Raw genomic sequence first — 13,647 nt, forward strand, 5'->3', positions numbered from 1 at the left:
TTGCGTATAATGAAATTATAGTTTGGTTCATTAGCTCAGTTGGGAGAGCACCAGCTCGACAAGCTGGGGGTCGCTGGTTCGAACCCGGCATGGACCATAGATGTGTGTGGAGATTATGCGATGTTGTTGCGTAATCTCCATGTTTTTGTGTTAGGGTAAATAAAAAATTTATCGCTCTGTAAGTAACGAGTAATCTTACTTACAGAGCGATATTTTTCATTCTCCAAAATATGCCTCAAGTCGATAAATTCTCTGACCACGACTTGAAAATTTCTCCTCATATTCCGTCATAATATTACCGTCAAAATTAGACTGATGTAAATCTAACCAAACTTGCTTCAATTTGACACCGTATTGCGAGAAAGCAAAGAGTGAATATTCGAATAAGCCTTGGTTATCGGTTTTGAAATGAATTTCGCCGTTCTCTGTTAAGATAGTTTGATACTGACTTAAAAAGCTTGGAGAAGTTAAGCGTCGTTTTTCATGACGTTTTTTAGGCCATGGGTCTGAAAAGTTTAAGTAAACACGACTGACTTCTCCGGGTGCAAAATATTGGTCAAGATTACGACCGTCAGCATGCAAAATTTGTAAATTAGGTAATTGAGCTTCTAATTGTAAGTCAAGTACGCTGACAATGACGCTTGTTTGAATTTCAATACTAATATAGTTCACATCTGGATGAGCTTTTGCCATTTCAGTAATGAAACGACCTTTACCAGATCCAACTTCGATATGGATTGGTTGGACTTTACTAAAGCGAGTTTGCCATTTTCCTCGTAAAGATTCAGCTTGTTGTGGTACATATTCTGGATGAGCATCGAGTTTGTCTTGTGCCCAAGGTTTATTTCTCAGTCGCATGCGTTTCCTCCTTTGATAAATCTTCTGCATCGTAGATTTTTTTTAATAATAATATATAGTGGTTCATTTGTTGTGGTCTATTTTCAATGGAGAATTGCTTAATCAATAATAAACAATTCATTAGGCTATACCATTTAACACGCTTATAAAATGTCTCATCAATTTCAAAGTCATATAATTCAAACCAATTCATCCATTCACTCGGCTGATAATATTGAAGTAAGAGCCAAGTAATATCACTAATTGGGTCAGCGATTTTAACTTCTTCCCAGTCAACTAAAAAGATTTCTCGTGAGTCATCAATCATAAAATTATTATGATTTAAATCTCCATGACACACAGCGTAACGGCAATGATAAAAATCATCATCTACCATATCTTCTAATGAACGAATTACCTGATTAAAAAATTGATGTGAATATAATGAAGGGGGTAGATTGTCAAAATAACGGTCGATAAAATCAATGGGAATAAAGGCTTCATTTTGAACTCGGCGTAACAACATTAGTAAATGATCCGATTGATGTATGTGTCGAATTAATTGAATAACTCGCTCATCATTCATATGTTGCTTGGTTAATTGTGTTGCATTTTTCCATTCTTGTGCTGTTAATAAATCACCAGAATAAGTGCGTTGTGTCCACATTAATTTTGGTGCTAAACCTTCAGCTGATAAGGAAGGAATAAATGGTGATGAATTGCGTTTGAAAAAGACTTTTTCATTATTACGAACGCCCATAAATGCTTCGCCAGATCCACCACTTAATGGATACATTTGCCATTCATTTCGGCCGTCAAATGCCATTCTATTATCCTCCTTATCAATTAAAATAAATAACACGCAACTTTCATTGTATCAAAGTATGCGTGTTGGTCAAGTGTAAATTATGCTTGGTATTCAAAAATATCTAAAATTTCGCCGGTGTAAGCATCACATGCAAATTGATAGGTCACAATTTTATCATCTTCTTTACGAGAGATGCCACCAAAATAAACAAGTGGTTTACTTTCAAATATTTCATACTCAACGGCGTCATAGTCAATCCATGAGCCGGTAATCGTTCCTTGTTCTTTAAATTGCTGTTTGACATCTTCTAATATTAAGGCTGGATTTTTTAATTTGATTTCTTTATAAAACAGTGCACCTGCTGCCCCGATGACTAAACCAGTTGCTAATAAAACTAGTCCTGCTAAGGTATTATTTTTATGTTTTGACATCTCATGAACCTCCGTTATTAAAAAACTGTTTGCTTATAGTAGTATACCATAATTTTAGCGTTTTGGCAGAGAAATGCCAGTCGTGAAAAGAAGGGATGAAGAACGGAATATTTATATTGAGATATCCCCTTCTTCATTTAAATAACTGTTAATTTTGCGACAGATTCTCTTGTTTTTAAGTGAGGTGGGTATAGTTTTGTGTGTAATGCTTTATGTTTTTCTAAAGAATCAATAATGTTTTGTGCTGCTTCGATGCCTAAATCTTTTTGAGGGTGAATAATGCTTGTTAAACGAAATACTTTAGCTAAATATGAATTGTCATGACTGATAATGGAAATATCTTTTGGTACATGTAGGTTACTTTTTTCAAGTTGCTGAATTAAATAACTAGCTACTTCATCGTTATAACAAACAATTGCAGAAGGGCGATTTTTTTGAATAACCAATTGGTGAGCAAATTGCTTAATTTTTTCTTTTTGGTTATGGGTATTAAATTGGATGATATTTTCCATTGTAAAAGTCAGATTATTTTTTTCATGAGCCCTAATGAAACCCTTCATCCTTAATTTTCCTTGAATGTCATCTGATTTTGTTAAGAGTGTTATATTGGTATGACCATATGTGATTAAATGTTGAGTAGTCATTTCTCCAGCGCTTGAGTCATCGATACTAATATAGGGCATATCCAATAAGTCGTAGTAAGCATTAAAAAATAAAATAGGGATATTTTTTTCTTTTAACTTCGAATAATAAGCAATATTAGGATTGAAAAGATTACTTGAAGTAGGTTCAATTAATAAGCCTTCAACACCTTGCTTAAGCATGGATTGAATGCAAATTTCTTCCTGTACAGGGTCATTGTTTGTGGCACCTACGAGCATTGAGTAGCCTTGAGCACGTAATGTTTCTTCGATGCCCTCAATAATTTTAGGGAAAATATAATCAGATAAATAGGTAGTGATCACACCAATTGTTTTTGTATTTTGAGCGCTGTCTAATTGAGGTTCCAGTACAAAAGTACCAATTCCTTTTTCAGCACGTAAATACCCTTTTTCTACTAATAAACTGATGGCTTGTCGTATCGTATGGCGACTAACTTGATATATTTCTTGCAGTTTACTTTCGGGAGGAATCATAGTGCCAACTTCAAATTCTTGATGAATGATTTTTTTTTGTATATCTTCTGCGATACGGCGATATTTTACAGTCATAATGAACCTCTTTCTATCATATACGTACATCTTATTCTATCCAATATTGAAGATGTATGCAATATTCATTCTAAGGCATTATTAGATGACACTGTAAAAATGTAGAAATAGTGCAAATTATAGCCATTAATTCACTTCTAGATGTTCGAACATTTTATTGAAACAGTTTTACATATACGTACATCTGTGTTAAAATTTTAATTACTAGAAAACGTTTTAGGAGGTATTATCATGGGTCAAGTCACACAAGCGATTCAAGAGGGGAACACAGCCTTAGGAATTGAATTAGGCTCAACACGGATAAAAGCGATATTAATTGATGACGAGCAAAATGTTATTGCGTCCGGTAATTATGAATGGGAAAACCAATTGAAAGACGGTATTTGGACATATGATTTAGAAGAAGTATGGAATGGTATTCAGTCGGCATATTCTGAACTTGCTGCAAAGGTTCAAAAACAATATGGTGTTGCGTTAACGACGATAGGTAGTATTGGCATTAGTGCGATGATGCATGGTTATTTAGCATTTGACCAAGAGAATCAATTATTAGTGCCATTTCGCACTTGGCGTAATACGATAACACATCAAGCTGCCAGTCTGTTGAGTGAAATATTTGAATTTAATATTCCAGAACGTTGGAGTATTGCCCATTTGTATCAAGCAATGTTGAATAAAGAACCTCATGTTGAGAATGTTGCCTATCTGACAACCTTATCTGGCTATGTTCATTGGTGTTTAACTGGTGAAAAAGTGTTGGGTGTAGGAGATGCTTCAGGTATGTTTCCGATTGATGCCAAGACAGCAGATTATCGCCAAGCATTTCTCGAACAATTTGATAGGCTAGTTTCTGAACAGGTGCCATGGCAATTGGTAACACGATTACCGAAAGTATTATCTGCTGGACAGGTTGCAGGAATCTTGACGCAAGAGGGAGCAAAACGTCTAGACCCAACAGGAGTATTAGAGGCAGGTATTCCATTATGTCCACCAGAAGGGGATGCAGGAACGGGTATGGTCGCAACGAATAGTATCGCACCTAAGACGGGAAATGTTTCAGCTGGTACTTCTATTTTCTCAATGGTTGTATTAGAACAAGATTTAAATTCTCAATACCCTGAAATTGATATCGTGACAACTCCGGTAGGGGATAATGTTGCGATGGTACATGCTAATAACTGCAGTTCGGATATTAATGCATGGGTCAAACTCTTTCATGAATACAGTCAATTCTTAAATCCACAACAAACATTAAGTGATACGTATGCACTTTTATTTAATCAAGCACTTGAAGGCGATAAAGATTGTGGCGATGTGATGAGTATTGGATATTTTTCAGGGGAGAGTATTACGAATGTTCAAGAAGGACGACCGCTTGTGATACGCACACCAGAGAGTCGTTTAACAGTAGGGAATTTAATGCGAAGTCATATTCTATCAGCTTTTACGACATTGGCGATTGGAATGGAGATATTGACTGAGAAAGAACAGATAAAGATAGAACAAATCTTAGGTCATGGGGGTATTTTTAAAACACCACGAGTGGCACAGACATTATTAGCAGCAAGTATTAATACACCGGTGTCGGTAATGGAAACGGCAGGAGAAGGTGGAGCGTGGGGGATTGCCTTATTAGCAGATTATCTTAAATATAGTGAGATGAGTTTGGCTCAATATTTAGATGAGATAGTGTTTAAAAACACAGTGATTGAAACGATTGAACCGAATGAAGCAGATGTGGAGGGATTTAAACGATTTAAGCAGCAATTCAAGTCAGCGATACAAGTAGAGAAAATAGCAGGAGAAGCGTGGTGAGTTTGAATAATTCAAGCTTACTTAGTACAAAGAGGTAGGTAGTAAAATGTTAGAAAAGTTAAAAGAAGAAGTGTTTCAGGCGAATTTAGAGCTGCCTCAACGGGGGTTAATAAAATATACTTGGGGAAATGTGAGTGCAGTTGATAGAGAATTGCAAGTATTTGTAATTAAGCCATCTGGTGTTGATTATGAACGAATGACTGCAGAAGATATGGTAGTATGTGATTTTGACGGTAATGTTGTAGAAGGAAAATTACGTCCTTCATCTGATATGCCAACACATGCTGTTTTATATAAAAATTTTGATTCGATTGGTGGTATTGTTCATACACATTCACCATGGGCAACAAGTTGGGCGCAATCTGGACAAGATGTACCTGCAATGGGAACAACACATGCAGATACGTTTTATGGAAGTGTTCCTTGTGCTCGTTTCTTAACGGCAGCTGAATTAGCAGCTGGATATGAACGTGAAACAGGTAATTTAATTGTAGAGACCTTTAAACAACGAGCAATTGATCCTGTTGCGATTCCTGCTATTTTATTGCAAGGGCATGGACCTTTTACATGGGGGGAAAATGCGAATGATGCGGTAATGCATGCTGTTGTTTTGGAAGAAATTTGTAGAATGAATTACTATACACGAATGTTAAATCCATTTGCGCCAGAATTGCCGCAGGAAATATTAGATAAGCATTATTTACGTAAACATGGTAAAAATGCGTATTATGGACAGAAATAAGTTTAATATAAGTAAAAATATTACGGAGGTATAATTTTATGGAAAATAAAGTATTTTGGTTTATTGTAGGAGCACAACACTTGTATGGACCGGAGGCATTAGAAGAAGTTCGTGAGCATGCGAGAGAAATGGCAGAAGTATTTAATCAGTCTGGTAAATTACCTTATCCAGTTGTGTTTCAAGAGGAATTAGCAGTTTCAGCTAAAGTGATTACTAAATTGATGAAAGAAATCAACTATCGTGATGAAGTAGCAGGTGTTATTACTTGGATGCATACTTTTTCACCTGCAAAAATGTGGATTCGTGGAACTTCTTTATTACAAAAACCTTTGTTGCATTTAGCGACTCAATATAATGAATCGATTCCTTGGGCATCAATTGACATGGATTTTATGAATTTAAATCAATCAGCTCATGGAGATCGTGAGTATGGCTTCATTAATGCGCGTTTGAAAAAGAATAATAAAGTGATTGCTGGCTATTGGCGTAATGAGTCGGTTCAAAGAGAAATTGGTGAATGGATGGATGTAGCAGTAGCCTATAATGAAGGATTCTCAATTAAAGTAGCACGATTTGGTGACAATATGCGTGATGTTGCTGTGACAGACGGTGATAAAATTGAAGCTCAAATAAAATTTGGCTGGACTGTTGATTATTTTGCTATTGGGGATTTAGTTGAAGTTGTCAATGCTGTGACGGAAGAAGAAGTTGATGCATTATTTGAATCTTATCGTGATTTATATGACTTTGATTACGCTGATTATGATATAGAAACATGGGAGCATCATGTTAAAGTGCAAGCGAGATATGAAATTGCATTAAAACGTTTCTTAGAAGAAGGAGGTTATACGGCATTTTCTAGTAATTTCCAAGATTTATATGGCTTAGAGCAATTGCCTGGATTGGCAGTGCAAAGATTAATGGCAGAGGGTTATGGCTTTGCTGGAGAGGGAGATTGGAAAACAGCAGCGCTTGACCGCTTTATGAAGATAATGTCACATAATCAAAATACAGGATTTATGGAAGATTATACGTATGAATTAAGTCAAGGGCATGAAGCAATTTTACAATCACATATGTTAGAGGTGGATCCAAGTTTAGCAAATAACAAACCGAAGATTTTAGTGTCTCCTCTAGGTATTGGTGATAAAGCAGATCCTGCACGTTTGGTTTTTGATGGTAAATCAGGTGCTGGAGTGGTGGTTTCAATGGCTGATTTTGGAACAGAGTTCAAATTATTGATTAATGAAGTTTCTGCCTTTGAGCCAACAGTAGATGCGCCTAAATTGCCGGTAGCTCGTGTACTTTGGACAGTAAAACCGAATTTCCAAGAAGGTGTCAAAGCATGGATTGAAGCAGGCGGTGGGCATCATACGGTTCTATCATTAAATGTAACCAGTGACCAAATTATTACATGGGCGAAAATGGTTGATGTTCCTTATGTATTGATAAAGTAGTAATTTAAGTGGAAAGTACCTGAGTGTAACAACTTGGGTATTTTTTAATATCTTATACATTGTATCCCTCACCAAAATTAAGTGTCAAATTTTGATGAGGGATAAATTATTGATTTTTATTTCTAGAAGATATGAATATCATATGTTTTTACAAGAATAAATAACACTTCATTGTATTCATTATTCTTCTATAGTTTCTCTCATCGCTTTCGTCACAACTGCCTTAGCATCACCTAATACATAAATCCCTTGCATATCACCAGTATTTAATGCTGCAATCGCCTCGTTTGAAAAATGCATCGCATGAACAGAGTACTCAACTGCTTCACTTTGATTACTTACATTGAATACTTTAGCGTCAACAGTATTGGTTAAGCTAAAAGTTGTTGGTTTTTGTCCCAATGTACCAATTTTTTCGTTGATTTCTAAATCTAAGATAGTAACTGCTTTATACACATCGTAACTACCCATTTCGTTTTCGGAAACTAAAATAGCAGCATGATGTGTATTATTAATCATACAAGCAATACCAATTGAACCATTTTGACAAGTGCTGTTCTCAGAAATCTCGATGTGGAAGACTTCTTGATGTTCAGTTTGTCGGATAGCTAAAAAACTTGGTGTCGCAATATCGGATAAGGTAAATGGACTACCTAATAAAGTTAGTTGATTCTTACTTAATGCCAAACGTTCACCTAAAGGCTGTCTTAAAGTAATCCACTCAGGATTTAATTGTTCATGCTCAAAGTTATCGATAAAGGCATTGATTTGTTGCTCGCCTAACACTTTTGCATGTTCACTAAAATCTTTTAGCGAAACCATTTCTTCGGGCACACCATTATAGATAACTGGCCATTCATCTGACCAATCGACAGGGTAGAGTAAAGTTTCACGACCGATATTGGTATAGTTAACAAATCCAACGGTAGCAGGGCGAGTACCTAAACAGGTTAGCCACCAATTTTGATGTTGGTCTTGGAATAAATCAGCATGGCCGATATTTTGTAATGGTTGACTTGCTCGGTCTCGGTTAGTGAAAAGTGGATTAGTTGGAGCACTTTCGAAAGGCCCCCATAATGATTTACTTCTAAACATAGTAATCATGTGTCCAATACCTGTTCCACCTTCAGCAGCGAGTAAATAATAATAACCTTTTTGGTTGAGAATGTGTGGGCCTTCTACATCACGTCCACCTGTTCCAAAACTGATAACTTCTGGGCCACGTAGAATTTCTCCGGTTGTTAATTCGATTTCTACTTGTTGAATCGCTTTAGTGCCTTTGTCATCAATATATCCAGTAAATTGAACATATGTACGGCCGTCTTCAAAATATAAATCAGGGTCAATACCCATAATGTTTAATTCAGTACGTTTAGATTCCCAAATAATGCTTTGTCCGTCTGCTGCTAATTTTCCTGCGATAATAAAGTTTTTAAATTCTGCAAAGTTTGTGGTAATAACATAAAATGTTTCATTAATGTAGCGAATACAAACGGCAAAAATACCTTCATTCGATTGAGCTTTTTCTAAATCAGCTTGACTTTTTTCTTGAATAATACTTGGTAATTTTGTCCAATTTAATAAATCTGTTGATTTAGATAAGGCGATTCCTGGAAAATATTCGAATGTTGAGTTTACCATATAATAGGTATTATCCACTCTGACAATGCTAGGGTCTGGGTACATTCCACGTAATATAGGATTGGTATAGTGTGTGACTGTCATCTTCTAAAATCCTTTCTGTTGTTATTAGTAAACTTGCTTTGACAACTTTAAACTACGCAAAAATAGTACTTTTTGCGTAGTAATTCAATATTATTTTCTTTGTGCTAATATCGGAGTGCTTTCTAGTAGTACATTAATTTTTTCTAAGTTCTCATCGGTAATATTGATGAATGGTAAGATTGAATTTACTTTTGTTAAGGACATTTTTCCGAGACCACCGTTCAATGCGTCGGCATCATTTTTAAAGAAATTTAAGACTGGGTCGATTTCATCGATTTGTTGTACAAGTTCGCTATCGGCAAAGATTTCAACTACCGATGTGTGACGTGAATAACGTTCAATATAGTTTTCCTGTGGAATGTACTCAATCTCATAATGTCCTGCATTTAACAGAATTTTTTCTTCAGAATGAAGTTGTTGATTAATATGAATATCAGAGCCTTTAGAACGTGGTAAGACAACATTTGCTTGACTTCCAAATGGCACATCAATAGAAAGTTTAATCAAGTGGTCTTTATTTGTTTCGATTTGGTAGGCAACGTTAATTTTTCCGTATGGGGAATCAAAGTAACCTGACACTTGGCTCAAGCGATAATCAAATTCTGGTGCAATATCAAAGGTTTGATAGCCATTTTGTGGGTTGCGAATACCTAAAACGTATTGATAACCCCAGTCCATAATCGCTCCGATAGAATAATGGTTTAATGAATTCATACCCTCTGGGTTCATACTGCCGTCAGCCTCAACTGAATTCCAACGTTCCCAAACAGTAGTTGCACCTAAATTAACGGCATACAACCATGATGGATAATCTTCGTGTAAGAAGATTTTAGTTGCTAATTTATGTTGACCGAATTTTGATAACATTTTGTTTAAGTATGGTGTTCCGACAAATCCAGTTTTTAGATGGTCATCGTCTTTATGCAATCGTGTCATTAAATCATTGACTACACGTAAATTTTGTTCTTCAGGTAATAATTCAAATTGTAAGGCTAGGGCATAGGCTGTCTGCGTATCAATGGTTAGACGGCCATTTTTTGAAATATATTCATCTTGTATTGCAGCTTTAATTGCAGCTGATAATGTAGTGTAATGGTCAGCCTCTGCTGCTAAATCTAACATTTTAGCTGTTTCTGCCACAATATGTGCTGAATAGTGATAGTAAATCGATGCGATAAAGTCTTCGTCTGTTTTACCAGTTGGCATGGCTGGGTTTTCACCGTCTAATGCTAACCAATCGCCGAATTGGAAACAGCCAGTCCACAGATTTTTTGTTTTAGTATTACGAGTAATCCAATCCACCCAGTGTTTCATTGAGTCGTAATATTCGATTAATAGACTGTTGTCACCGGTTGCTAGGTAAGTATTCCAAGGGATAAAGGTAACGGCATCTCCCCAAATTGCACCACCACCGTCCGGATTACCAAATGACGGTGCATACATTGGAGCACGTCCGTCATTTAGCTCTTGTTCAATCGCAATATCTTTTAAATATTTACGGTAAAAAGCAAAGGCATCCATATTGTGTAAGGCTGTAGTTGAAAAGACGTTTGCATCACCAGTCCAGCCAAGACGTTCATCACGTTGTGGGCAGTCGGTTGGCACATCGAAGAAATTACTCTTTTGTCCCCAAATAACATTTTCAAATAAGCGATTTACTTTTTCATTTTGTGTACGAATTTGTCCGGTACTTTCCATATCGGAATAAATAACTTTGGCTTTAAAATCATCTGGATTAAGCGATTGTGTTAGCCCCTCGACTTTGATATAGCGATAACCATAATAAGTAAAACGAGGGGTAACCCATTTTTCAATACCGTCTGAAATATACTCAAAGGCAGCTCGAGCTTCTCTTAAATTGTCACGATAAAAATTGCCGTCTTGTAAAATTTCTGAAACTTGTAAAGTAATCTTAGTACCTTTTGGCTCACGATTATAGAAAGTAAAGATACCAGCATGGTTTTGCCCAAAGTCTAAAATAGTTTCACCTTTTGGTGATTGAATCACTTCTTTAACTGATAAAATTTCTTTTTCTACTAATGGTAGGCTTAGACGGTCAGTTAATTGCTCGTATGATGCGTCGAGAATTTGTACAGGTTCCCAATTGGAAACAATAATGGTATCATCTAAATCTTCACCATAATAGATAGCTGATTTTGTTACTTTACCAGAAGTTGTCAACCAACTGTCATCGGTTTGGATGATTTCAGTACTGCCGTCGACATATTCGATATGATATTCAGCTAGGGCACGATGTTGGTCACCGTAGATACAATCTTTTCCTGCGATAAATCCATAGGCACCTTTATACCAACCGTCAGCAGTTGAAATAAGTAATTCGTGCTGACCTAATGTTAATTGATTCGTTACATCATAGCTTTGCACTTGCACCCATTCATCATAAGCTGTTTGTCCAGGTGCTAAGTATTCATTTCCAACTTTTTGTTCGTCAATGTAAGTTTCATAGACTCCTAGAGCTGTCATATAGAGTCGAGCTTTTGCGATAGGTTTGTCAATTGTTACTTCTTTTTTGAATAAAGTATTTTGAATTTCTTTATCTTGATTTGCAATCCATTTTGCAGTAAATGGTTCATTCATTTTCCCTGTTTCAAAGAAAGTATCTTGATGCACGTGAGAGCCGTCAGCTAATGTTAAATTAATGGTAACGTTATAGCGTGTACGAGGCTTTAGAGCAAAATCAGCAATAAAATAATTGTTATCAAAAGGTAAATGTTCTGTTTGGTAAACAATTTGCTCAGCATCTTTAATAATTAATTGTTTTTGAATTTGCTCAAATTTGTCAGATTCTACTTTAAAATCAATGCGAATACCGTTGAGGTCAAAACCAAGTGGTTCGATTAAATGGTTAATTTTAATACTTGAAATGTTCATGTTATGTTCTCCTCATTATTACTAAATTATAGTTTTGCGATAAAATCGCCACAGAAAGGGTCGACTGGATTGATTCCTTCAAATGTTTCTTTACCAGTTATTTTTCGTAAAACAGCTTGAATGCTTGGGATATTACCACTATATGCATTGATATAAGTAGAAATATATGGCACATCAAACAAATGATATGGATTGGCAGTCGAGATAAATAGTGTTGGAATACTTTGACAGAACCATGGACTATTGGCAGCCATTAATTGAATCCAATTAATACGAGTCGTTGTTTGGTTGCTGGCAGTTTCCACATTGGCAACATAAATTGCTAAATCAAATTTTGCTTGTAAGTCAGTTGGGCCTTCTTCAAATATTTCGTGGAAGTCCATATGGAACATCGATACTTCAAATCCTAATTGTGCTAAACCTTCTTTAAAGTGGTCAGTTACTTTACCACCTTCTTTAAAGCCGCCTTCATCGCTATCTCCTAATACTACTAAACGAACACGTGGTGTTTTTTCAGGTGAAATTGGTAATAATTTATCACGGTCTTTGACTAAAGTGATTGATTGTGTAGCGATTTTGTGAGCAATTTCAAGATGTTGTTCCGTTTCTAATTCTAATTCAGCAGGAATAGTATTGATGAATTTGCCGTCAGTATCCATTAAACCATGAGAGAGTTTAGTTGCTAAAATTCGTGTAACAGCTTCATCTAATCTTTCGCTCGAAATAATACCATTGTTAACAGCGTCTGTAATAATGGCATAGTCTTCATCAATATTTTTATTAAAGAGAATCATATCAATTCCGGCATTAATCGTTGTCGGTAATAAATCTTTACGTGGCATAATGACATTGTATCCTACCATTGGAGTAGCGTCAGTTATAGCTAAACCATTGAAACCTAACTTATTACGCAGAACTTGATTAATTAATTTTTCTGAAGCAGAAGCAGGTAAATGGTCTGCTAATGTCATTTGTGGGTCAATCAATTTTTCCATAGCTGGTTGGTAAATATGTCCAATCATCACACAAGGTACACCGTCTTCGATTAGGCTTTGATAGATATTACCATAAGTATTCAACCATTCATCAGCTGATAATGAATTGATACTTGATAATAGATGTTGGTCACGTTCATCAACGCCGTCACCTGGAAAATGTTTGATAGTAGGGATAATGTGATTCTTATTAAAACCAGATATTTGTGCTTTTGACATTTCTAGCACTCGTTGAGGGTCTGAACCGAAAGTACGAGTGTTCGTAATCGGATTTTTAAAATTATAGTCAATATCGACAATTGGTGAAAAAGCCATATTGCAGCCAACTTGTGCTGCTTCAAAACCAGCAACATTACCGAGTTGATAAGCATTGTTAAGGTCGTCAGTAGCAGCAATTTGTAATGGATTACCAATCCATGTTCCTTCACTAATAATTCCATTACCACCAGCTTCTAAATTCGCTGCAAAAAACAAAGGAATTGAACTTGCTGCTTGCATTGTCAAGATTTGACGTTTAATACTTTCAGCAGGACCAGGGCGAAACATTAGTCCACCGGGTTGATATTTATTGATATATTCTGCGAGATTCACATGTTGTTCATCCGGTGCAATACCAAAAAATAATTGACCAATTTTTTCTTGTTGAGACATGTTTGCTAATTTATTTTGGATAATGTTAATTTCCTTTTCAGAAAGGTTGTAAGGTTTTTCAGCTAAATTTATCATATCTATTC

The 13,647-nt window shown here is 35.9% G+C and carries 10 protein-coding genes and 1 tRNA gene; 4 read left to right on the forward strand and 7 right to left on the reverse strand.

The window, feature by feature from the left end; genetic code table 11:
• The first annotated feature begins 24 nt into the window (after positions 1 to 24).
• Positions 25 to 97, forward strand: a tRNA-Val gene (locus JDW14_01755).
• A gap of 119 nt (positions 98 to 216) precedes the next feature.
• On the opposite strand, the gene trmB is transcribed toward JDW14_01755, so the two are convergent.
• From trmB to JDW14_01775, 4 genes are all read right to left on the reverse strand, one after another.
• Entirely contained in the window at positions 217 to 858 is a 642-nt protein-coding gene (gene trmB / locus JDW14_01760) for a tRNA (guanosine(46)-N7)-methyltransferase TrmB (protein ID QQD65873.1), read from the reverse strand.
• Positions 842 to 1,663, reverse strand: coding sequence for a phosphotransferase family protein (locus JDW14_01765; protein ID QQD65874.1), 822 nt, complete (start codon positions 1,661 to 1,663; stop codon positions 842 to 844). Before JDW14_01765 ends, trmB begins: the two co-directional genes overlap by 17 nt.
• Before the next feature lie 80 nt (positions 1,664 to 1,743).
• Positions 1,744 to 2,076, reverse strand: a complete 333-nt coding sequence (locus JDW14_01770) for a PepSY domain-containing protein (GenBank protein QQD65875.1) — start codon at positions 2,074 to 2,076, stop codon at positions 1,744 to 1,746.
• A gap of 137 nt (positions 2,077 to 2,213) precedes the next feature.
• Positions 2,214 to 3,287, reverse strand: a complete 1,074-nt coding sequence (locus JDW14_01775; protein ID QQD65876.1) for a GntR family transcriptional regulator — start codon at positions 3,285 to 3,287, stop codon at positions 2,214 to 2,216.
• A gap of 228 nt (positions 3,288 to 3,515) precedes the next feature.
• Here JDW14_01775 and JDW14_01780 point away from each other — a divergent pair, with 228 nt between their 5' ends.
• The 3 genes from JDW14_01780 to araA are packed head-to-tail and all read left to right on the forward strand — an operon-like array spanning position 3,516 to position 7,301.
• Positions 3,516 to 5,102, forward strand: a complete 1,587-nt coding sequence (locus tag JDW14_01780) for an FGGY-family carbohydrate kinase (GenBank protein QQD66472.1) — start codon at positions 3,516 to 3,518, stop codon at positions 5,100 to 5,102.
• Positions 5,103 to 5,148: 46 nt separating this feature from the next.
• Complete coding sequence (locus tag JDW14_01785) at positions 5,149 to 5,844, forward strand: L-ribulose-5-phosphate 4-epimerase (protein QQD65877.1); 696 nt, start codon at positions 5,149 to 5,151, stop codon at positions 5,842 to 5,844.
• A gap of 38 nt (positions 5,845 to 5,882) precedes the next feature.
• On the forward strand, positions 5,883 to 7,301 hold the full coding sequence (gene araA / locus JDW14_01790; protein QQD65878.1) for an L-arabinose isomerase: 1,419 nt from the start codon (positions 5,883 to 5,885) through the stop codon (positions 7,299 to 7,301).
• A 180-nt stretch (positions 7,302 to 7,481) separates the two neighbouring features.
• On the opposite strand, the gene JDW14_01795 is transcribed toward araA, so the two are convergent.
• The 3 genes from JDW14_01795 to JDW14_01805 form a co-directional block, all read right to left on the reverse strand.
• Entirely contained in the window at positions 7,482 to 9,026 is a 1,545-nt protein-coding gene (locus JDW14_01795) for a family 43 glycosylhydrolase (GenBank protein QQD65879.1), read from the reverse strand.
• A 90-nt stretch (positions 9,027 to 9,116) separates the two neighbouring features.
• Positions 9,117 to 11,918, reverse strand: coding sequence for a family 78 glycoside hydrolase catalytic domain (locus tag JDW14_01800; protein QQD65880.1), 2,802 nt, complete (start codon positions 11,916 to 11,918; stop codon positions 9,117 to 9,119).
• Between the two features lie 26 nt (positions 11,919 to 11,944).
• The gene (locus tag JDW14_01805; protein ID QQD65881.1) at positions 11,945 to 13,639 is read right to left on the reverse strand and encodes a glycoside hydrolase family 3 protein; all 1,695 of its coding nucleotides are present in this window, start codon (positions 13,637 to 13,639) and stop codon (positions 11,945 to 11,947) included.
• Positions 13,640 to 13,647 lie beyond the last annotated feature (8 nt).

The sequence above is a fragment of the Aerococcaceae bacterium zg-252 genome (assembly GCA_016237705.1).
Classification (GTDB): Bacteria; Bacillota; Bacilli; order Lactobacillales; family Aerococcaceae; genus Globicatella; species Globicatella yangjingiae.

Excerpts from the sequence above, each read along its gene's own strand:
- trmB (QQD65873.1), bottom strand. The coding sequence starts at position 858 with ATGCGACTGAGAAATAAACCTTGGGCACAAGACAAACTCGATGCTCAT.
- JDW14_01765 (QQD65874.1), bottom strand. The coding sequence starts at position 1,663 with ATGGCATTTGACGGCCGAAATGAATGGCAAATGTATCCATTAAGTGGT.
- JDW14_01770 (QQD65875.1), bottom strand. The coding sequence starts at position 2,076 with ATGTCAAAACATAAAAATAATACCTTAGCAGGACTAGTTTTATTAGCA.
- JDW14_01775 (QQD65876.1), bottom strand. The coding sequence starts at position 3,287 with ATGACTGTAAAATATCGCCGTATCGCAGAAGATATACAAAAAAAAATC.
- JDW14_01785 (QQD65877.1), top strand. The coding sequence starts at position 5,149 with ATGTTAGAAAAGTTAAAAGAAGAAGTGTTTCAGGCGAATTTAGAGCTG.
- araA (QQD65878.1), top strand. The coding sequence starts at position 5,883 with ATGGAAAATAAAGTATTTTGGTTTATTGTAGGAGCACAACACTTGTAT.
- JDW14_01795 (QQD65879.1), bottom strand. The coding sequence starts at position 9,026 with ATGACAGTCACACACTATACCAATCCTATATTACGTGGAATGTACCCA.
- JDW14_01800 (QQD65880.1), bottom strand. The coding sequence starts at position 11,918 with ATGAACATTTCAAGTATTAAAATTAACCATTTAATCGAACCACTTGGT.
- JDW14_01805 (QQD65881.1), bottom strand. The coding sequence starts at position 13,639 with ATGATAAATTTAGCTGAAAAACCTTACAACCTTTCTGAAAAGGAAATT.